We start from the raw sequence: 20654 nt of genomic DNA on the forward strand, positions 1-20654 counted from the left end.
CAGAGAAAAAGCGTTAATCGAGGAACTTTCCGCGCGTTTCCGGCATGCGCGCATATACGACGAAGCCTACAACGCACACAGCCGCCACGTAGACCCACAGGTATTGCGACAAACCCGAGTTGGACATCGCGGTGACGATGTAGGGCAGCGTGCCGCCAAAGAGCGCCGCCGATATCGCATAGGGCAGTGCGACGCCCGTTGCGCGCACGTGCGCGGGAAACTGTTCGGCCATCACGGTCGCGCACGTCGCGGCGAAGCCCGATGACAGCATCATGCCGATGGTCACGATGACGGTCGCGTTCCAGAAGTCATTGGAAAGCAGGCTCAGTGCGGGCCACGCAAAGAACGCCGACCCGCCGGCGAAAACGAGCAGAACCGGCTTGCGTCCGATGCGATCCGACAACATGCCGATGAACGGGATCGCGATGAGCGATACGACGATCGAAATCACGCTCGCCCGAAACGCGGCGGAAAGCGGCAGACCGGTTCTCAGATGCGCGAGCGTCGGAAACAGCACGAGCCAGAGATAGATGCAGAGATTGCCCGCCATCGCGATGCCTACCACGCGCAGCGCAGCGCGACGGTGATCGCGCACGATCGAGATGAACGGATGCCGTGCGTGCCCGTGCTTCGCGACCTTCTTGAACGCGTCGGTTTCGGCGACCGCGAGCCGCACCCACAGTGCGACGAGACCCATCACGCCCGCGATGCCGAACGCGATCCGCCAACCATATTCCGCCATGGCGGACGGCTCGATGAACGAAGTCAGAAGCGCGCCGATAGACGCAGCAACGAGCACTCCCGCGTTGACCGCGAAGTGCTGCCACGAGCCGGCGAAACCGCGCCGCGAAGGCGCGGACGATTCGATTAGAAAAGTCGATGCAGAGCCGAACTCGCCGCCCGCCGCAAAGCCTTGCACGAGCCGGGCGAGAACAAGAATGACGGGCGCCGCGAAGCCGATCGACCGATAGCCGGGGCACGTCGCGATGACGAGTGAGCTGCCGGCCATCAGCGCCACCGACAATGCGAGGCCGTTCTTGCGCCCATGTCGATCGGCGTAAGCGCCGAGCAGTGCGCCGCCGATGGGACGCATGATGAAACCGACTGCGAATACCGCGAAGGCCGATAGCAACGACACGTGTTCGTCGTGGGCAGGAAAGAAATGCCGCGAGAAAAGGGCCGCGAATGTGGCGTAAATGATCCAGTCCGTGAACTCGACGATGGTGCCGAGCGTCGCCGCGACGATCGCTCGTTTCTGAGCGCGCGTGAGCGTCGCGGCGGACGGCGCTGCGACGCCCGGAAGGGTGGTATCCATGCTTGTCTCCGTGTCTATCGATGTGAACATGCCGGCGGCATATGAACGCATCCTAGTTTTCGAGGTGCGCGCCGGACAAACGACTTTTTCTGCGGTTTCGATTGATTTTTTTTGCATCGAAAACGCGCGTTGTCGATTGACCGCAAGTCAATCGAAGTCCCGAAAAAAGTCGTTTGAAGCGGACGGGCCGCGCGCCCTAGCATGGAATCCACGGATTGCGGACTGGATTTCACGGAGACATTTCATGAACGCTTCACTTCATTCACGCGACGCCGATATCGCCGAAGTCGCGATCGTCACCGGCGGCGCGAGGGGCATCGGCTTCGGCATCGCGCAGGCACTGGCGCGTCAAAGTCGGCGCATCGCGTTGTTCGATCTCGATCGCGCGGCGCTCGATCAGGCGTCCGCCGAACTCGCGGCTTCAGGCGTCGAGGTCATCGGCTTGCCAGTCGACGTGACGAACGGCGGGTTCGTCAATCAAGCCGTCGACACCGTGATCGAGCGCTTCGGGCGCGTGGACATACTGGTGAACAACGCCGGCATCGTGCGCGACAAGCGCATCACGAAAATGAGCGACGAAGACTGGGACATTGTCATCGGCGTCAATCTGAAGTCGCATTTTTTGTGCTGCCGCGCGGTTCTCCCGCATATGTCGACTGCGCGCTATGGGCGCATCGTCAACATCGCGTCGCGCGCCTGGCTCGGCGGCGTGGGGCAGTCGAACTATTCGACGTCGAAGGGCGGCGTGGTCAGCCTCACGCGCAGCCTTGCGCTCGAATGGGCCAGCGCAGGCGTCACGGTCAACGCCGTCGCGCCGGGCATCGTCGATACGCCGCTTTTCCGCACCTTCGATGCCGCGCTTCAGGAGCGTTTGCTGAAGTCCGTGCCCGCGCAGCGCATTGGCACGCCCGACGATATCGCACAAGCCGTGTCGTTTTTTGCGCAGCGGGAGGCGTCGTACATAACCGGGCAAACGCTCTATGTGTGCGGCGGGCGTTCGCTGTCCTCGCCCAGCGTTTGACGGAGCGCATCATGACCATTCACTACAGCAAGTCGGAGCATGTCGCGATCGTCACGCTGGATCGCCCGGAGGCGCTCAACGCACTCGACCTCGACAGCCTCAAGGCGCTGCGCGCGGCGCTCGCCACGGCGCGCGATGACGACGACGTGCGCGCGATCGTGCTCACGGGAGCAGGAAGTAAGTCGTTTTGCGTGGGGGCCGATCTCAAGAACACACTGCCGCCGGAAACGAGCTTTGCCTCGTCTTTCGTGAGGCCAGTCGATCGCGCTGCCGCCGAAGGCATTTACGTGCGGATGATGGACCTGACATCGCTGCGCCTTTTCAAGCCGCTCATCGCGGCGATCAATGGCTATTGCCTCGGCGGTGGACTCGAACTCGCGTTGCAATGCGACTTGCGGGTCGCGTCGGACAACGCGGTGTTCGGCTTGCCCGAGCCGGTCGTCGCGAGCATTCCCGCGGTGTGCGGCATACAGGCGCTGCAGAAGGCCGTTCCTTCCGCCATCGCGATGAAAATGCTGTACACCGGCGCCCGGATCGACGCGGCTTACGCAGAACGCGTGGGTCTCGTTTCCGATGTCGCCGCGCCAGCCGCGCTCCTCGACAAGGCGCGTCAGATAGCGAGCATGATCGCGGCGAATGGCCCGCTCGCCGTGCAGATGATCAAGAAGATCGTCGAGACAAGCAGCAATGTGCCGCTCGCGCAGGCAATCGAATTCACGGAACTCGCCTGGGGTGCGATGCGCGATTCGGAAGATCGCGTCGAAGGGCGTATGGCGTTCGCTGAAAAGCGCAGTCCGCGCTTCAAGGGACGTTAAGCGTGGGGCGATGCGGCGCTCACGGAGAGAAGCCAGTCTCTAAAGGAGGCGAACTCAGGCTTCTGCAGATGTTCGTGCGGATACACGAGGTAGTAAGTGAACGCGCCGAGATCGAGCACGAATGAGAACGGCATGACGAGCGCGCCTTCGTGCAACTGATCGGCAACGAGCACACGCTGCGCGATCGCGACGCCGTGTCCCTGCATCGCCGCGGCGTACGCGAGCACCGAGCTTTCGTAGCTGAGGCCGCCAAGCGGATTAACGCCGCGCACTTCGGCTGCATCGAGCCATTTCGCCCAGTCTTCGCGACGCGCCAGCGAATGTAGAAGTGTCACGTTCGAGAGCGTATCGGGCGTGGCGTCGTTGAGATCGGGATGCGCGCGCAGGAAGTCTGGACTGCACACGGGCACGAGTTCGTTGGGCACGAGGCGATCAGAGCCGATGTCGGACGACGGCGCATGCGAGAGCCGAATCGCGGCATCGACATCTTCGGTCTTGAAGTCAACCGGCTGCAGCGACGTCGTAAAGACGACCTCGACATCGGGATGGTCGCGATGAAATGTGGAAAGACGCGGCAGCAGCCAGTTCATCGCGAAGGTCGTGTAGCCGCGAATCTTGAGCTTGCGGCGGCGACGCACCTCGGTGAGATTAATGGTCGCGGTTCGCATCGTTTCGAAACCACGCACGATGTCAGCGAGATAGCGCTCGCCGATCGCCGTCAACGTGATCGAACGATGGCCGCGCTCGAACAGCTGCACGCCGAGCTGGTCTTCGAGCAGCTTGATCTGCCGGCTGACGGCAGCAGGCGTGACGTTCAGCTCGTTGGCCGCGAGCTGCACGCTGAGCAGACGGCCGCAGACCTCGAAGGCTCGCAGCGCATTGAGTGACGGAAGGGTTCGCATAGAAAAATGGTAGCACGCAGTGAACGCGCCGGATGCGGGGATTGATACGTAGGCGGCCGTGTTGTTCACATCAGCAAATCTCAAGCGAATGCGCAGGAAATGTCGTTTGTCGGCGAATTGCTCGCGCCATATCGTCGATGCAAGGAAACGCAGACAGACTCAAGGAGACAATCATGTTGAACGATATGCGGATTCTGGCGTCCGGCGCGAGAGAGGCCGTCGAACTGAGCGCGACGATACTCACGCAGGCCGGGGCTCAGATCGCGTCTTCGAAATCGGTGACGATTGACGACTTCGCGTATGACGTGGTGATCGTATCGTCGGACACATGCACTGCAGCGGAGAAGAATGTGATTGCGCGGCTCAAGGCATCGGGCGATACGATCGTCTGCGACATCACCGCGATGGGGCAGCAGCGTGCGGGCGAGAACACCGCATATGCGGATACGGAGATTCAGGCGATGAGCGGCCTCATGGACACGACCGGCTTTTCGCATGGCGGGCCCGTGCGTATCGGCGTGCCGTTCACGGAGATCTCGGCGGCGCTTTACGCTTCGGCGGCGATCGCTGCGACGCTACGCGTCAGGCGCATTTGCGGTTTGAACCAGAACATCGACGTGAGCTTGTTCGGGTGCGCCGTTGGTGCGCTCACGACGTTTCTGCCCGCCGCATTTGCGGGCGATCCGGTCGGACGTGTCGGAAACCGGCACCCTTCCTGCGCGCCCTGGAACGCATACAGAACACGCGACGGCTGGATCGTCATTTGCACGAGCACGGAGGATCAATGGCGCAAGATCAAGGGCGCGGCCAGCAAGCCCGATCTCGAGGATGCGCGCTTTTCGACCTTGAGCGAACGCGTGCGCCACGTCGAAGAACTCGATGTCTTGCTCGAAAAGTGGACTTCCAGGATGACTACGGCAGAAAGTTCTTCGCTTTGCGAGCGCCTCGGGATACCGGCGGGACCGATCGTATCTGTCGAAGGACTTGCACATGAGCCGAACTTCGCCTTGCGTCATGAAGACGCGGCGGCGCGGATGAGGACAGGGGCTATCGATAGCGAGACTTATCGCCATGTTTCGTTGTTTCGCGAGTCCCCGTTGTCGGACGGAGCGCGTGCTGCCGCCAGCACGCGCGACGACCTGAACCCGGACGCAGGTCCGCTTACTGGCATGAAGGTGATCGAAATCGGTCAATACACGACCGCTCCGCTCGTCGGCAAACATCTTGCGGCCCTCGGCGCGGATGTCGTGAAAGTCGAGGCGCCGGAGGGCGAGCTCTCACGCACGTGGTCACCGGGACAGCGCGGGACCAGCTATTTCTTCGCGCTCAACAACACGGACAAGCGAACGGTATCGCTCGATCTGAAAAAGGAAGACGACCGTGCGTACTTGAGGACGCTGCTCGCCGATGCAGATGTGCTCGTCGAAAACCTGCGGCCCGGCGCGCTCGTCAAGCTGGGGTTCGATCGCCACGCTCTCTCCCATATCAATCCACGCCTCACTTACTGCTCCATTTCTGGATTTGGCGTCCGTACCGCGTATCCTGCCAGGCCCGCGTTCGATACGGTGATTCAGGCGATGAGTGGTCTGATGGACCTAACGCGCAGCGATGGTGAACCGGTCAAGATCGGCGCATCTGCTGCGGATATTCTCGGCGGCCAGGCAGCGCTCTTTGCAATCGTCGCGCGTCTTGCGGCGCCGTCGAGCGACGAGGGCAAGTTCATAGAAATCGCCATGCAGGATGTGGCGGCATGGTCTGCGCTTTTCGCAGCAGGAAATCGGCGGTCAGCGCGCGCGACCGAAAGCGACGTGGCGAGGGTGCAAACGTTGATAAAAGATCCCGCATTTCGCGATGATGCGTTGAGTACCGCGATTGACCCAAGCGGCCATGCATGGCCCGTGCTCAAGCTTCCGTATCGACTCTCGCGGACAGCGGCGAGCGTGCGACGCGTGCCCGGCGCGCCAGAGCGGCCGACGCGTCCGGGAACGGCACAGCTCTCTTCGATTTAGGGAGATTCACGCGGACGTTCGGAGATCCGCTGCGCCCCCAAGAACGGACTCACACTCCTGATCATGCGATCGACGCTCGGCCTCCCTGGGCAGCCATGATCATGTTGGTGGCGTCGGTGTCCGCCCGCATCGCGAGCACCAGCGGCCGCCGCGCCGTATCGCGAGGGGTCGGGAGGCGACCCAATCGTCAGGCCGAAGGCGCGGGAATTAAAGGACCAAAAACCTGCGCCAAAGGTCGGGCTCAGCGCCGCTCATGGCAAGCATCTTAGCGAGCGTGAGCCCATCTGGGACTCGACTAGCGGAAGCCGTAGACCACGACTTTTTTCCCCTCGAAACTTTCTTGCACAGCTTGCTCGCAAAACTGTGGACACGTCACCATGCGGTCCCCGCTCGTGCCTGACACGGTGACCGCCCTGTAGACAACGGATTCGATGAGCGTCCCGTCGGCAGCGACGACGATGTTCAGATCAGTCTCGACGCCGGCCGGCACGGCTCCGCCGGCGGTATAGACGATTTTCATGGTACCGGTGCAATCGGAGTTCACCGTGTAGGTTCCGTTCTGGTTCGGATTGAATGTAGTCAACCCGCCTTTCGGCAGCCCGCCGATAACCCCGAAGTCGGTGCGCGTAAAACCGCCTGCGCCGTCGAACGTCACCAGGGCGACGTCATCAAGGATCGACGTAGCGCTGTACGGATGAACCTTATTGTCCGGTCCTATCAACCCAAGAATTTCTCCGTGACCGGTAAACCCGTACGGTCCCTTGAGGGTTGCGTTCGAGCAAAGGCCGCGGGAGCCGCCGTGGCCGCCAGGGCCGTCGGCCTGCGCGGCGCCACTGAGCAAGAGAAGTGCAACGGCGGTTGCTGACAGAATGCTAAATTGCTTGATCTTCATGATCATCTCCTTGCCACCCAGCCAGGCGTGTAACATCACGGCGCGCAGGAGCCCATTGCCTGGCGGGATAAGGCGCCCAATTCAAACAAATGAAATTAAAAAATTGGTGCAGTAATACCCGGCTGCCGCTGTTTGCGGAAACGAGCGATAAGCGAAAGAGGGGCCGTCGATGCGATCGGCTGTTCCCGCGTGGGATGCGAGAAAGCCTCGGCGTGGGCCAAAGTAATTAACCGACGAAACGCTTCACCAAGCAGTCGTTTTTTGCTCGGCGTCGGCAGGCACGTGCAGAAGGGATGCACGAAAGTCCGCGCAATTGTGACTTCGTGAGTCAGCCACGCTTTAAAGTCGCATAGCAAAAAGCAGCGTAATCCACAATATCTGCAGATGCCAAATGAATATCGGACAAAAGGCAGGCGCATTCAGAATCGCGCCGTGCGAATGATGGACTATCGAGCGATAGCCGATGACTGCGAAGGCCTCACCGGTCGGCCAGCACTGGGGACAGGATGACGGTTGCGCGTTGGAACTGCCGTTGATGCAGCCTCCGGATCATCGTGTGCAACGGGTCGGACCGAGCATCGACTGTTGCCGGGTGCGCCGGCCGCCGTCATAAATCAACGGTCGAAAGCGTTATCCGTTCGCCAGTGCCCGGCAACGCTTTCTGCTCTACGACCTGCAAAAGCCGACGCTTGCCAAGCTCGAAGGCAAGCATCAATTGTTTCGGGGACTCGTTCGCAGCGCCGAGTTTTTCACAAACCGTTTCAGCAGGGAGCGCAAAAGCGCAGTATCCCCAACCAAAACCGTAGGCCGAAAACCATAGTGTCGAGTCGACGGTAAGGAGCGGTGCCGTAAGGTTCGCATGGGGCTGATCCATGGCTGTCACTTCCTGACCGATAGGGGTAGATTTTGATTTTCGCATAGCGGACTTACAAAAGTCCTTCACCTGCGGTCTCGGTGGCGAGTCGCTCGCGGGTTCGTTATCCGCCAGGTTGATCAACGCTTGCCCCCCGTCCGTGCGGCGTCCTCAACCGGGAAGGTGTTCTCACTGAAAGCAATGAGCTTGAACCCGCTCCCCCTTACACGCGGCTTAGACTACCGCTATTCTGCTGCGCTGCAATATGGTCATCGTGGTAAAAATGTCAAATCATGAAGCGTCACAATTTTGAAAAGATTCGCCTCCAGTGGAGATGTGCGAACATGAGTCGACGAGCTTTTGATCTGACATGATTCACGGGGGGCTCCATGGCTAGCCATTCGCTCATCTGGGCAGCGGTGCCACACAATAGTGACGGCGTCGTCTTTCAGATTCGTATTGTCCGCGGTCTTCAACGTTTCCATGTTTCGCGCCGCGTGCTCGAGGATGTATTCGACCTCGAAGCCGCAGCTTCGGACGCGAGACAGCTCGAACACTTCTATTTGTATCTGAATCGCATGCTGGCTCAAGCCGGCACGAAGCGTTCAAGTTCAGGCACGGTTCCGCTTCAGGCAACCGATTTCACTTCGACGAGCAAGGAGCAACGCGGGTCAAATCGGCATGTAGTGGCACAAAGCGCGGCCTGAGCGACAGCATTGGATAGGGTTATCAGTCGTACTTCTACGGTCTCAATGCTTCGAAAGATCACCGCCTCGGCTTGTGTCCGACCCGCCCCTTTGCAAGTCGACCACGAACTTCAGAGTTCGTTAAGGGTTGTCGAGAGGAGCGAAAGCGCTCCTCTCGAGTGGGGTTCAATGGCCGAGGTGCTTGTCGAAGAATTGAGTGATTTCTGCGAATGCCGCTTTGTCCTCGGGCACGCGATCATCCATCTGGTACTGAGCGTGCGACATTCCGTCGAAAACTTCGAGTTGTGCATCGACACCGGACTGCTGAAGCTTCTGGTGCACACGGACCGTGTTGCTGAGCAGCAAGTCGCGTGTTCCCGTGGTCAGGATCGCCGGGGGAAAGCCATGCATATCTCCGTAGACAGGTGAGAGCAGCGGGTCCTTCAGATCATGACCGTGCGCGTAGACAACTGCCGCGGCATTGCAGAACCCATTGGGCGACACCAGGACGTTGTCCACCTTTTCGTTCGTGTAGAACGAGTCGCCAGCCTTCGTCAGGTCGGACATCGGCGTACCGGGCGCGATCGCACCCGGCATTTTCAGCCCTTCCTGCTTCGCGCGCAGCATCAACTCGAGCACGAGCGCGCCGCCGGCCGAGGTTCCGAAAACGCCCACATTCTTCGGGTCGTTCGTCTGGAGCACCGACTTATACACAGTCTCGACGTCGTCGAGCGCTGCGGGGAAATACGCTTCGGGCGGCATGCGGTAGTCGACCGAAATGACCTTGTAGTGTCCGAGACCCGCCATGATGATGGCCTCGCCCGTACCCGATTCGCCAGGGTAAAGTTCGTAGCAGCCGCCGTGGATATGAATCAGCACCTTGTCGCGATGTTCGGGCGGAACATCGTTGGGCGTCACGATGTGCACCCTCACACCGTTGATCGTCGATGCCTGCACCGTCACGTCCAGACGCTCGCGCATGGCCGGGAGCGTTTGCATGACCTTTGCGGCCTGTGCGTCGGCAGCCGTTCTCCATTGCTCGCCCGTCGTCCACAAGACATTCCATGCAGGGTTGAGTGGCGCCGCGATGAGCTTTTGCAACTGGGGGCTGACTTCCTTCGGCACCGGAATGGCCTTCGCGGGCACCTGGCGGGGCGCTAGCGCACCGTCGTCCGCAAGCGCCACGCCGGAAACTGAGGCGAAGGCGGCGCACGCGAGCAGGAGGAATTTAGTGAGCTTCATTGTAGAACTGTCTCCGGTTCTGGCTTAAACAGCCACATGCGCATCGAGCGCGGCAATCTGGCCTTCGCCGAAAATGATCTTCGTGGGGTGATGAAACGTGAAGTTTTGCATGAAATACCCTTCCTTTAAGATAGATGACCGGTCGTCTTAAACTTGATGAAAGGATGTGGCCGGTCGAGACACAACGAGGTCAGGAGGATTGAGAGGTTAGGGGGCGGATTTGAAGAACAGATCGAACATCAAGTACACACAGGCTTTCAGCGGTTCGATCGAGTTTTCCAGTTTCATTCGCAGCAGACTACCTTCCCACGCGTTCCAGAAGAAGTCCGCCAGCGCGTCTGCGGACAGATCGTTGCGCACGGAGCCGTGGTTCTGGCCGCGGCGAAGGTACTCGGCAAAGCCTACGCGCCATTCGTCGACTGTCTGGCGCGCGGTCGTCCGGCAAAGCTCGCTCGACTGAGCAATTTCGCCGGCGAAGTTGCCGAGCAGGCAACCGCAGCGGTCGTCGCAAGCCTCGTAGTCGGCGACGATCCGTCCATAGATCGTGCGAAGCGCCAGCAGCGGGTCGGGTGAATCCGCTTCGCGCGAATACTGCTGCCATTCGGCTGCCTGCAAGTCCGCATAGTGCCGCAGGATCGCTGCACCGAATGCTTCCTTGCTTTCGAAGTAGTTGTAGAACGAACCCTTGGGTACGCCAGCGCGCTCGACGATATCCTTCACCCCAGTGCCGTGAAAGCCCTTTTCGGCAAACAGCGTGACCCCTGCCTCAAGCAGTTTTTCGAGAAAGTCTTCGGTATGGCGAGCGCACATGGTGAGAATTATATGACCGGTCGTCTCAAATGTACAACCCGGAGGGCGACTCGGGATGCCTGTCTCAGTTGTCCACAAGCTCCCGCCGACTCGGTATCGGGCGCATCAGCAATCGGCTGCGAGGTAGGTAGAGAAGCCAGGATTGCCGGCCATACGAACCGTCAGGACTTTACCGCAAGTCTGCCGTGAGCTCGGGAGTAGCGGCTTTTGATCGGCTCAGTTCGGCCGATACTGTTGAAACCTTCCGTTCGCCGGATGAAATATGCAACGGCAAAGATGCGGCGGCCGCGGAAACTCATAGTGCGGCCGGCAGGACCAATCAATAAGCGGGACGCCTGGCAGCTCTGCTTGCTGTAACCGTTGCCTTGATATTCCTTGAACTTATAGCCAGAAACCAGGCATGTTGAAATGCCGATGGGGGTTCGTTCAGCGGCGGTCACTCTGAACAAGTTCGCCAGTTATTGACCTGATTATGTCTTGCACTCCAAAGCGGTCTATTTTTGTTAGATCGTCGAGGCATTTCGCTCAGTTCGATTTATAAAATCGTCAGTCCGCCAGTCAATATAAAAAATTTTAAAAGGTATCTTTTCAAAAAATCCGTGTATGCACCCGGCATGGCGAAATTATGTTAAATGATCGTCATGACGGTTTTTATTGTTACTGGATGGATTAATATGCCGGGTTTGAAACGGCTAACCAGATAACACGATCCATGTCGCAGAATCGCAAGAAACGGTCCGCAGCGAGCCAGTCGCGCCGAAAGCCGCCTGGCAAGATCATATTATTGCCGCACAAGGCCACTTACGTGCGCGAACAGTCGAGAACTTTATCTTGAGGCAGAACGCATCCTGGACAGCGCCGCCAGAGACGCAAGCAAAAACATCTGGCTCATCGAAGCAGCCGATTGTTTGCCGATCATCACGATTCTCGATTTGCACGAAGCGCAACTATTGTCCGCACCGGTCTACGCGGTCGGCGAGGCCAGGCAGCGCTTGCTGCATTTCGGAAAGAGCAACAAGCGCTCGCCGTGGTAAGCGGCAAATGCCGGAAAGGGATATGGCCGGCAACAGACGGTCATTCGACGAGATTCAAGGTCCGGATGTCACCTGCTGCGCATCTGTGAGAGAGCGCGAGGCACGATAAGGGTGACAGGCATCATCCGTCATAATGTCGACCGTCGATAACAATGGCGGTTATCGGCCTCCAAATCGCACGCACCGAGCTACCTTGCGATCCTTTCATCGGGAATGTCGCAGGATGAAGTAACGTATTGGGGACGCAGTTTCTCGCCAGTTCAAAATGAGGTTTGAGGCGCTTATGTCCACGAACGCAGACACAATCACGGATGAACGGATCGCGGGAATCGCAGATCGGATGGTCGAGGAAGGCCGGAAAGTTTCTCCCGTGACCATTTGGCCGGAGATTCCTGGCGGTTCGATCGTTGCCATAGCGGCGGCCTTGCAACGTTGGCGTGAAGCGCGGCAGCCCCTCACGCCCCACATGCAGGTCCAGGCCGGGTTGCCGGAGCACATTGCCGAAACCATGATGAGTGCCGCGGACCGGCTCTGGATGGCCGCTCAAGGCGAAGCCGACAGGGCGGTCAGTCAGCACCTGAGTGCCGTGAATCAGCACCTCGACGCTGCCCGCGCGGAACGGGATGAGGTCTTACTCGAGTACCAAAAGACGGCGGAAGAAGTTGCGGCCGAGCGTGAGCGGCACATTGCTCTGACGAATGCGCTGAGCGCTTCTGAGGATGCGTCCACGCGCCTCACCGCGGAACTTGCTTCGGCGACCGGCCGCGCCGAAGCGGCCGAGGCTCGAGCGGAGGAACTGGCGCAGCGTGTGTCGGTGGAAGAGGCAGCGCTGGAACACACCAAAGCGGAACTTGGCGACGAGCGCAAGGCGCGTGAAGAGCTGGCCGCTGCTGTTTCGAGCAAAAACGATGAGATCGCGCAGATGAAGCAGGAGCTCGATGAGGCGCGGCAGGAGATCGCCTCGTTGGGCTACGACTGTCAGGTGCAGTTGGCCGAAGCGGATAGAGCGTTGCAGGAGGCTGGCGCGGCGTCGTCGCGCGCAGAAGCCGCTACGGCGCAGGCGAACGAGAGCCTCGCGCGGGTCGCTGCGCTGGAGGCCGAGCGGGACGAGGCGCGCATTGCGCTCGAAGCAGAGCGCCAGACAAGCGCAGCGCGGAGCGAGGAAGCGTCGATTCAGTTTGACGAATTGCAGCGCGTCGGCCGGGAACTTGAGGCGGCGCGGGAACAGATCGGCGCTATGACCGAGGCGAAAGCGGTTGTGAGTGCTGAACTCGCTCAGGTTTCGCACGACGCGTCTGTCGCGAGCGCTGAACTGGCCCGGGTTTCACAAGACGCCTCTGCGGCGAAGGAGCGGGCCGAGGCCGCCGAGCAGCATGCGGCGACGTTGGAGCAGCGCCTCGTAGAAGTCGAGAGGGCTCGAGCGGAAGAAGCGCGACGCAGCCTTCAACTTGCCAATCAAGCGGGCAAATCTGCGACGGCGGAGGAAGTCGCCGAGTTACAACGCCAGATCTCGGCACAGGCCAAAGCACATGAGAAGGCCTTTAACGAGCTTCGCACGATTGCTGAACAGTGGGTGGCACACGCCAAGGACCTCAAAGAACGACTCGGTTCGGCAAACGAGAAGTTATTGTTCATCGACTCACGCAGCACAGGAGAAGTGGCGCTCATCCGGAAGCTCTCGTCTGAACTTGAACGCCTTAAGCCGGATAGCGAGTTGATATCCCGGGACACGCAGCAAAAGCTGATCGGGGCGACGATGGCCGAGCGACTTTCGCAGAAGGGCTACCGGTATGACCCGGCGACGGCGGTTATGTCGAAAGTAGAGCGCTGATGTACTTATTTCTCGGTTCGAGAGATGGCGTCGCCACTGCGGAGAGGGGAGGCGGTGCAGTGGCCGCCTCTGGTAGCGGTTGTCCCGCTCTCTGCTCGGTCGTTTGTTGACGCGGCACGTTGGCCGCGTTGAACGGTTAGCGCCGCACGGGAACTAGATGCTGTGTCGTGTCTGCTTCTACGTTCGTCGCAGCTTTGGCTGTAACGGAGCATGTCGGCACCATAGGTCGCGACGATCGCACTGGGGGCGCACAATCAATGATACGTCGTCAGACCTTGGTCTGTTCCGCCGTCTCGAGCGCATCGTCGCGATCGTCGCATTCGCCCCGAGAATGTCCCCGCTCATCCATAGACCGGACGCTCGCAGACAACTGTCGCTTATCCGGCCAGCGGCGTTCATTCCGGCCGACGCATCAGAGGAGAGCCTACAATTTGAGTCTTTGTTTTGGGCTGGAACCTACTCCCAGTCCGATTAGCCACGCATTAACAGCGGCGCCGATGACCTCGGGATGATCCTCCTGCAGGTAGTGAATGCCAGCGCCAAGCTCAATAATTCTGCAGTCCTTAAGTTTCTTCGCAAAACTTTCAGCGAGGATCGGCGAGACCAGAGCGCCCGGATTGGCAGTGAAAAGCAGCTTTGGATAAGACGACTGTGCGAGAGCGCGATGTGCCTTCTCCAAGGTCGAGTACACATCCGCCGGTTCCCCAGCGATCGGCAATTCATTCGGAAAACGCCAGGTCGGTCGACGCGACTCGGGAGTTGGAAATGGTGCTCTGTATACAGACATTTCCTCATCCGTCAGCTTTCGTACGGTTGCCGCTGGAAGAACCTGCTCCACGAATGCATTGCCTTCAAGAATCATCTGTTCACCCACTCCGGGCGTCCTGAACTTCTGGAAGATTTCGCGTGCATCCGCGTGAAAATCCTCCCAGGTAGGCATCGGCCAGGTGAACTCCATAAAAACAAGGCCACGGATAAACTCGGGCCGGCGGGCCGCAAGGTGAAATGCCAGCGCGGTTCCCCAGTCCTGCGCTATGACGAATGCCGATGAGATTCCAGCGTTTGCGAGGAACGCATCGAGGTACCGGACATGATCGGCAAACCTATACTCGATATCCGGCTTTCCCGATTGGCCGAACCCAATGAGATCCGGCGCGATGCAATGCGCCACCGGTGCAATCAGCGGAATGATATTCCGCCATATGTACGACGACGTCGGATTCCCATGCAGAAAAAGCGCCACCGGTGCTTCGGGATTTCCGGCTTCCCGGTATGCCATGGTGGAACCCAGCACATTCACTTGCTGCAATACAACGTCAGAAAGGACGGTCATTTCTGCTCCTTGAATATGGTCTGGAAAACGATGTTCTTGAAGCGATCGAGCGGGGCAGGGCCACGTTCCACCTTCATACGGAGAATTGCGCCTTCCCAGGAAGCCAGGAGAAATTCGGCCAGTTCCAGCGGATCGAACGTTGAGTCGATTTCACCGGCGGTTTGAGCCTCGGCGATGCATGAGGCAAATGGAGCGCGCCATTCCTGGAATATTGCCTCCAGCCTTTTGCGCAAGAGCTCGCTTTGAGAGGTGGTCTCAAGACTGAAATCGCCGATCAGACAACCGCGATTCCATTTGTCGTCTGCCAGTACGCCGCTGACGATGTCCAGATACCGCTTCAGTCGCGCCCGCGGAGTAAGCGACTTGTCGCCCAACGCCTCTTTGACTAACCCCTTGGTGTGAGCAAAATAGCGGTCCAGTACTTCCTCGGCAAACGCCTCCTTGGATCGGAAATGATTCGTGAAGGAGCCATGTGGAGCACCGGCGGCTGCGCAGATATCGCGCACGCTCGCTCCCTCGTACCCCGCCCGGAGCATCACCTGAAGGCCGGCTGCAAGAATATCTTGACGAAAGGATGGTTTGCTCATGATGGAAATACAGTCGTGCGTATTTGGATAAAATACAGTCGTGCGTATTCTGAGTCAAGTCCTATTTCGACCGACCGGGAACTCGCTATCGCATGCGCCAATACCCCGTCATGCGTTAGATGCATCGAGCCGCACATTCCAGGGAGCCCGCTGCCCAGGCGTTAGTAACTCGGTGATCGCAGCCGGTTGGTGAATCAAAAAATCCGGACGGATACGGGTTTTTCCTGGCTTAGCCAATGTCGATACCGGTGTCGCCGAATCGTCGTGGGAGTATGTTCAACTTCTCCAGTGAAAGCGAGCACACCATGGCTACCGGAACCGTCCGTCTCCAACGCGTCTTGCGCGCAACGCCCGAACGCATCTATCGAGCCTTCCTCGAACCCGATGCGATAGCGAAGTGGCTTCCTCCCTACGGGTTCACCTGTCAGGTCCACCACATGGACGCCCGCGTTGGTGGCACTTACAAGATGTCCTTCCGTAACTTCAGCACCGGCAACAGCCACTCGTTCGGCGGCGAGTACGTCGAACTGGTGCCGTTCGAGAAGATCCGCTACTCGGACCGCTTCGACAACCCGAACCTGCCTGGCCAGATGCACGCCACCATTTCATTGCGGCAGGTGTCCTGCGGAACCGAGCTCACCATCGTGCAGGAGGGCATACCCGAGGTCATTCCTGTGGAGATGTGCTACCTCGGCTGGCAGGAGTCGCTTGTTCAGTTGGCAAAGTTGGTCGAGCCCGAGATCCCTGACTGACCACGCCGGCACAGGCGTGCACTCCGTTGCTCGGGGTCGCCGTCAATGGGGGGCTTTGCGCGCCGGAGCGCGGTTCACTTCCGCGCATCGCAGCACAACGCCGTCCTTCTCTGGATCGCCTCTTGCGCTGCCGCCAGCGATCCTCGACGGAGGCGAATGCTTAACGCTGGTGCGCCGTCCGCGATTTTTTCGACGCCGCCTGTCCGTCAGCATGCGGCCCGAGCGTCATTGTGATGGCGGCCCGATGTAATTCACCCGCCTTAACCCCATGACGGAGGTTCATATGCAATACCTATTGATGATCTATTCGGAAGAAAACCGCTGGAACCAGATGACCGACAGCGAGCGGCAGCAAGGGGTTGCCGCATATCAGGCGTACACCGAGTCGTTGAAAAAAGCGGAGGCGCTGGTGGGCGCCAACCGGTTGCAGCACACGAGCACGGCCACCACGGTGCGGCTCGTCGACGGCAAGCCGCAGGTGCTTGACGGACCGTATTCCGATTCGAAGGAGCAGCTCGCCGGCTACTACCTGATCGACGTGCCCAACCTGGACGCGGCGATCGCGTGGGCGTCGCGTTGTCCCGGCGCGGCGCACGGCCTCATGGAAGTGCGCCCGGTCTGGACTGCCCCGTACGACGCGCCATCTGCTGGATGAGTCCGTCCGGCGGCGGCCGCGACGCTGACGGCACCGCGCATTCGATTGCCGAGGCGGTCGCGCGCCGCAGTTATGGCAAGCTCGTCGCGCTGCTGGCGATGCGCACGCGCGACGTCGCCGCGGCCGAGGACGCGCTGGCCGACGCGTTTGCGGCCGCGCTCGCGGACTGGCCGGAGCGCGGCTGCCCCGCGAATCCCGAAGCGTGGCTGATGACGGTTGCGCGCCGCCGGGTGCTCGATGGCGCGCGTCATCGCCGTGTCGGCGACGAAGTGGCGAACCAGCTCGCGATCCTCGCCGACGAGATCGACGAGCGTGAAGCAGGCATGTTGCCCGACCGGCGGCTTGCGCTGCTGTTCGCGTGCACGCACCCTGCGCTCGAGGCCGCGATTCGCACGCCGCTGATGCTGCAGGTGGTGCTGGGGCTCGAAGCGAAGACGATTGCATCCGCGTTCCTGATGTCGCCCGCCGCGATGAGCAAGCGCCTCGTGCGTGCGAAGAACAAGATCCGCGAAGCTGGCATTCCGTTCAGCGTACCGGAGCGCGAGGAGTTGCCCGGCCGGCTCGTTGCGGTGCTGGAAGCGGTCTATGCGGTGTATGCGCAAGGGTGGACCGATCCGGTCGGCGGCGATACCGGGCGGCGCGATCTCGCCGGCGAGGCGCTGTTTCTTGCACAACTGCTCGTCGAGCTGCTGCCCGAGGAGCCGGAGACGCTTGGTCTGCTCGCGCTGATGCTGTATGCGCAGGCGCGGCGCGATGCGCGACGCGATGCGGCCGGCGACTACGTGCCGCTGTCGGCTCAGGATCCGGCGACATGGGACGCGCCGATGATCGACGCAGCCAACGCACTGCTGCGGCGCGCGAACGCATTCAACGCAATCGGACGCTTTCAGCTCGAGGCCGCGCTGCAGTCGGCGCACGTCCACCGCTGCCGGACGCATCGCCCGAACTGGGACGAGATCGTGCAGCTCTACGATGCGCTGCTCGCGATTGCAGCGTCGCCGGTGGTCGCGGTGAACCGCGCGCTCGCGCTGGCGGAACGGGACGGCCCGCAGGCGGCGCTCGATGCGCTCGAGCCGTATGCGGACGATCCGCGGCTGGCCGACTACCAGCCGTACTGGGCCGCGCGCGCCGATCTGCTCGCGCATGCCGGCGCGACGGCCGAAGCGCTCGGCGCGTACGATCTCGCGATCGGACTCGAGCGCGATCCGGCCGTGCGCCGGTTCCTGCAGCGCAAGCGCACCGAGAGGCTCATGCAAGCATCCGGAGACGGCAAGGCACACGGGATACCTTGGAACAGGGCAAGCTGATTGGACAGAAGGTGCCCTTCAAGCTGAAGGAAATCTGGGCGGTTCCTATTCGTCCTGCACGGTCGCCGACACGCGACTTCGATCGGCTCAGTCGGCCGCAGCTGCCTGAACGAGCGCGCCAATGCCGTCGATGGGTTTCATCAGTTCTGCAGGCGCACCATGCCGCGCTTGCAGATAGCCCGCAGAGTTGTACGAGAGCCAGACGCGGCCGTCGCCGTCCTCCCACACCAACACCTTGAGTGGCAGATCGAGCGCCGCCGTCGGCACGGCTTGCATCAACGGAGTCCCGGCCCGCGGATTACCAAACACGAGCAACTGCGACGGCTGCATCGCAAGCCCCACGCGCTGCGCATCCGCCGCAAAATCGATGCGGGCGAACAGGACGATGTGCTTCGCTTCGATCAGGGTTGCGAGTCTGTCGGCAGCTTGCTCGACCGAGCGGTGCGTGGGCACAGTGACGATGCCGTTATCGGCTGCTTGAGGAGGCATGGACTTCTCCGGAGATCGTTGCCAAGAAGGCAAATGTGCCGGCAATGCATTGATTGCTTTCTGGTACCGATTGACACTGCACCGGCACAAACATTGATGCGGCATTGCAAATTGATGCCTTACAATCCAGCGGGCTTCATACGATATGTGGCAGCTCACAATCAGCGGCAGTGGTTTTCACAGCGGTGATACCCTTTCTCCAGGTCGCACTTCTAGACCCGCGCGCGATAATCATCATCGTTCACAACCATCCTTGCTGGGCGGCACTTATGTCGCGATATGAGCAGCCACACTTCGATTTCGGTCGCGATTCGAGCAGGGCACGCACCAATCACCGTCCCCGTCACGAACAGAGTACGGAGCACCTCAACGTGCCCGACACCCGCCTCAAACGCTTTGAAAGAGCGGTCTGGGCACGGACCTCGCGGCCCTTGTCGACATTCTCGCTCGTCTTGTTGATCTTCACACCGGGGCTGTCATCCACCGTTGCCGCCGAGGAGCGCATCATGACCCTAACCCTAACGTCGCAAGCATTCCGACAGAACGGCGAGATTCCCGCGCAGCACACCTGCCAGGGCGCCGACGTGTCGCCGCCGCTCGCGTGGTCCGGCGTGCCCGCGAACACAAAAAGCCTGGCGCTGATCGTCGACGACCCTGACGCGCCGGACCCGGCCGCGCCAAAAATGACCTGGGTACATTGGGTGCTCTACAACATCCCGCCGACGGCAACCCGCCTGCCCGAAGGCGCTGCTGCGCAGGCGTTGCCGGGCGGTACGCTCGAAGGTACCAATGACTTCAAGCGTGCCGCTTACAACGGCCCGTGTCCGCCCGTCGGACGTCACCGCTATTTCCACAAGCTATATGCACTCGACACCGTACTGCCTGATCTGAAGGGCCCCAGTAAGGCGGCGCTTGAAAAGGCCATGCAGGGGCACGTGCTAACGCACGCGGAACTGATCGGCACCTATCAGAAGCGGTGAACGATGCGTCGTTGTATGGATTGGGATTGAAGGCAAATAAATCCAGTCGCGCCGATTTGATACACGCGTCAGGCAGAGGTCGGCCAAGAAGCGACGTTCGCTTCTTCCGCCCTGGCATTCACCGCGCAATGCCGAACCACGCCGGCTTCAGATTTGGGAGCAGAACCCATTGGACGTCCTTCCGAAAAGCGAAATTAACCCTTGCGAACAATGCGCTTAATTATCAGCGACCGCTTTCCTAGACTTGTCGTTACCTGCGTTTACATCAAAATTCCAGTCCAATCTAGGAGGAACAGGTCATGAACAAGGCAACCAGCACATTAATCATCGCGGCTGTCGTCGCACTCGCACTGTCGGGCGGGGCCTATGCACAAAGCAACAACACGCTGGCAACCCCGAGCGTAGTGTCGCCCGCCGCCGTGTCGCCGGCCAATGCAACGAGCGGCTACGGCACGCTTGGCGCCACCAACTCGGACAGCGGCATGAGCGCTGGGTCGGCGAACTCGGGCCTGCAGCAGACCACGAACACTAGCTCGACGTCCAATGCCAGCGCTTACGGGGTCAACAACACGCTGGCAACCCCAAGCACAGTGTCGCCGGCTGGCAAATAACGGCAATTAATAACGCACCAAGGCGCAAGGACAGAGCGAACAAGCGCCCTCATTCACCAGTCGTTGTAAGAAAAGCCGCTGCCCTCACGGACGGCGGCTTTTTGTTTCTCCCTAAGCTCTTCCTGACAGCGGCTCGCGCCACACTGAATCCGGCCAATTTGAGTCGTTCGACAACATTCGGTGAATCGTTGAAAGTCGAGATTACTTCGCCAGCAACGAGCGCGCTGACACTGAACACCACCAAATTGCTCAGGAATCACCTTTCCGTGCCGATAATAGTTTGGAGGGCAAGTGCCCGTTCACAGATATTTTGGCTAAGTCATGAAGCGAGCGCTATTGTCCCCGATTCTGTTCCTGTTCACCTCGGTGGCACACGCTGGACTCGATGTCACCGCGTACAGTGGGTTGACTGTGGTTGATTCGCCGGTCCTGTCATCCGACGGCGAAATGAACGGGCCAAGCTCGCCGGATATCCGCCAAGCGTGTCGTTTCGGAACAAAGCCATCGAAGTGAGATACGACGAAACGGCA

General features: G+C 60.2%; 20 protein-coding genes. 11 read left to right on the top strand and 9 right to left on the bottom strand.

What is annotated here, in order from left to right; translation table 11 throughout:
- Positions 1 to 13: 13 nt before the first annotated feature.
- The gene (locus SB772_RS18640) at positions 14 to 1315 is read right to left on the bottom strand and encodes an MFS transporter (protein WP_410834693.1); all 1302 of its coding nucleotides are present in this window, start codon (positions 1313 to 1315) and stop codon (positions 14 to 16) included.
- Positions 1316 to 1559: 244 nt separating this feature from the next.
- On the opposite strand from SB772_RS18640, the gene SB772_RS18645 reads away from it, so the two are divergent.
- Both SB772_RS18645 and SB772_RS18650 read left to right on the top strand, forming a co-directional pair.
- The gene (locus SB772_RS18645) at positions 1560 to 2336 is read left to right on the top strand and encodes an SDR family NAD(P)-dependent oxidoreductase (RefSeq protein ID WP_410834694.1); all 777 of its coding nucleotides are present in this window, start codon (positions 1560 to 1562) and stop codon (positions 2334 to 2336) included.
- Positions 2337 to 2347: 11 nt separating this feature from the next.
- A complete protein-coding gene (locus tag SB772_RS18650) occupies positions 2348 to 3151 on the top strand; it encodes an enoyl-CoA hydratase/isomerase family protein (protein WP_410834695.1) in 804 nt (267 codons plus the stop codon).
- On the opposite strand, the gene SB772_RS18655 is transcribed toward SB772_RS18650, so the two are convergent.
- Entirely contained in the window at positions 3148 to 4053 is a 906-nt protein-coding gene (locus SB772_RS18655; protein WP_410834696.1) for a LysR substrate-binding domain-containing protein, read from the bottom strand. The genes SB772_RS18650 and SB772_RS18655 overlap by 4 nt on opposite strands.
- 173 nt (positions 4054 to 4226) lie before the next feature.
- Between SB772_RS18655 and SB772_RS18660 the strand changes: the two genes are divergently transcribed.
- On the top strand, positions 4227 to 6062 hold the full coding sequence (locus SB772_RS18660) for a CoA transferase (protein ID WP_410834697.1): 1836 nt from the start codon (positions 4227 to 4229) through the stop codon (positions 6060 to 6062).
- A 295-nt stretch (positions 6063 to 6357) separates the two neighbouring features.
- Here SB772_RS18660 and SB772_RS18665 read toward each other — a convergent pair whose 3' ends face one another.
- Both SB772_RS18665 and SB772_RS18670 read right to left on the bottom strand, forming a co-directional pair.
- A complete protein-coding gene (locus SB772_RS18665; RefSeq protein ID WP_410834698.1) occupies positions 6358 to 6954 on the bottom strand; it encodes a hypothetical protein in 597 nt (198 codons plus the stop codon).
- 607 nt (positions 6955 to 7561) lie between these two features.
- Positions 7562 to 7828: a hypothetical protein gene (locus SB772_RS18670; protein ID WP_410834699.1), complete on the bottom strand. Its 267-nt coding sequence runs from the start codon at positions 7826 to 7828 to the stop codon at positions 7562 to 7564.
- Positions 7829 to 8196: 368 nt separating this feature from the next.
- Between SB772_RS18670 and SB772_RS18675 the strand changes: the two genes are divergently transcribed.
- Positions 8197 to 8514, top strand: coding sequence for a hypothetical protein (locus tag SB772_RS18675; RefSeq protein ID WP_410834700.1), 318 nt, complete (start codon positions 8197 to 8199; stop codon positions 8512 to 8514).
- A 165-nt stretch (positions 8515 to 8679) separates the two neighbouring features.
- On the opposite strand, the gene SB772_RS18680 is transcribed toward SB772_RS18675, so the two are convergent.
- Entirely contained in the window at positions 8680 to 9735 is a 1056-nt protein-coding gene (locus SB772_RS18680) for an alpha/beta hydrolase (RefSeq protein WP_410834701.1), read from the bottom strand.
- A 207-nt stretch (positions 9736 to 9942) separates the two neighbouring features.
- Positions 9943 to 10545, bottom strand: a complete 603-nt coding sequence (locus tag SB772_RS18685; RefSeq protein ID WP_410834702.1) for a TetR family transcriptional regulator — start codon at positions 10543 to 10545, stop codon at positions 9943 to 9945.
- Between the two features lie 908 nt (positions 10546 to 11453).
- On the opposite strand from SB772_RS18685, the gene SB772_RS18690 reads away from it, so the two are divergent.
- Both SB772_RS18690 and SB772_RS18695 read left to right on the top strand, forming a co-directional pair.
- Entirely contained in the window at positions 11454 to 11579 is a 126-nt protein-coding gene (locus SB772_RS18690) for a hypothetical protein (protein ID WP_410834703.1), read from the top strand.
- Positions 11580 to 11862: 283 nt separating this feature from the next.
- Positions 11863 to 13410 carry a DNA-binding protein gene (locus tag SB772_RS18695; RefSeq protein WP_410834704.1) on the top strand — a complete coding sequence of 516 codons (1548 nt, stop codon included), beginning with the start codon at positions 11863 to 11865 and terminating at the stop codon, positions 13408 to 13410.
- Between the two features lie 424 nt (positions 13411 to 13834).
- On the opposite strand, the gene SB772_RS18700 is transcribed toward SB772_RS18695, so the two are convergent.
- Together SB772_RS18700 and SB772_RS18705 are read right to left on the bottom strand one after the other, a co-directional pair.
- Positions 13835 to 14743 carry a haloalkane dehalogenase gene (locus SB772_RS18700; RefSeq protein WP_410834705.1) on the bottom strand — a complete coding sequence of 303 codons (909 nt, stop codon included), beginning with the start codon at positions 14741 to 14743 and terminating at the stop codon, positions 13835 to 13837.
- Positions 14740 to 15330, bottom strand: coding sequence for a TetR family transcriptional regulator C-terminal domain-containing protein (locus SB772_RS18705; RefSeq protein ID WP_410834706.1), 591 nt, complete (start codon positions 15328 to 15330; stop codon positions 14740 to 14742). The genes SB772_RS18700 and SB772_RS18705 overlap by 4 nt, the downstream gene beginning before the upstream one ends.
- A 305-nt stretch (positions 15331 to 15635) precedes the next feature.
- Here SB772_RS18705 and SB772_RS18710 point away from each other — a divergent pair, with 305 nt between their 5' ends.
- The 3 genes from SB772_RS18710 (at position 15636) to SB772_RS18720 (ending at position 18044) form a co-directional block, all read left to right on the top strand.
- The gene (locus tag SB772_RS18710; RefSeq protein WP_410834707.1) at positions 15636 to 16082 is read left to right on the top strand and encodes an SRPBCC family protein; all 447 of its coding nucleotides are present in this window, start codon (positions 15636 to 15638) and stop codon (positions 16080 to 16082) included.
- A 283-nt stretch (positions 16083 to 16365) separates the two neighbouring features.
- Positions 16366 to 16737, top strand: a complete 372-nt coding sequence (locus tag SB772_RS18715) for a YciI family protein (protein WP_410834708.1) — start codon at positions 16366 to 16368, stop codon at positions 16735 to 16737.
- Complete coding sequence (locus SB772_RS18720) at positions 16734 to 18044, top strand: RNA polymerase sigma factor (RefSeq protein ID WP_410834709.1); 1311 nt, start codon at positions 16734 to 16736, stop codon at positions 18042 to 18044. Before SB772_RS18715 ends, SB772_RS18720 begins: the two co-directional genes overlap by 4 nt.
- Before the next feature lie 87 nt (positions 18045 to 18131).
- On the opposite strand, the gene SB772_RS18725 is transcribed toward SB772_RS18720, so the two are convergent.
- Positions 18132 to 18533, bottom strand: a complete 402-nt coding sequence (locus SB772_RS18725; RefSeq protein ID WP_410834710.1) for a DUF302 domain-containing protein — start codon at positions 18531 to 18533, stop codon at positions 18132 to 18134.
- 506 nt (positions 18534 to 19039) lie between these two features.
- Here SB772_RS18725 and SB772_RS18730 point away from each other — a divergent pair.
- Complete coding sequence (locus SB772_RS18730) at positions 19040 to 19513, top strand: YbhB/YbcL family Raf kinase inhibitor-like protein (protein WP_410834854.1); 474 nt, start codon at positions 19040 to 19042, stop codon at positions 19511 to 19513.
- A gap of 299 nt (positions 19514 to 19812) precedes the next feature.
- The gene (locus SB772_RS18735) at positions 19813 to 20124 is read left to right on the top strand and encodes a hypothetical protein (RefSeq protein WP_410834711.1); all 312 of its coding nucleotides are present in this window, start codon (positions 19813 to 19815) and stop codon (positions 20122 to 20124) included.
- Positions 20125 to 20654: the final 530 nt, after the last annotated feature.

The organism is Paraburkholderia sp. SIMBA_030 (assembly GCF_046535245.1).
GTDB lineage: Bacteria > Pseudomonadota > Gammaproteobacteria > Burkholderiales > Burkholderiaceae > Paraburkholderia.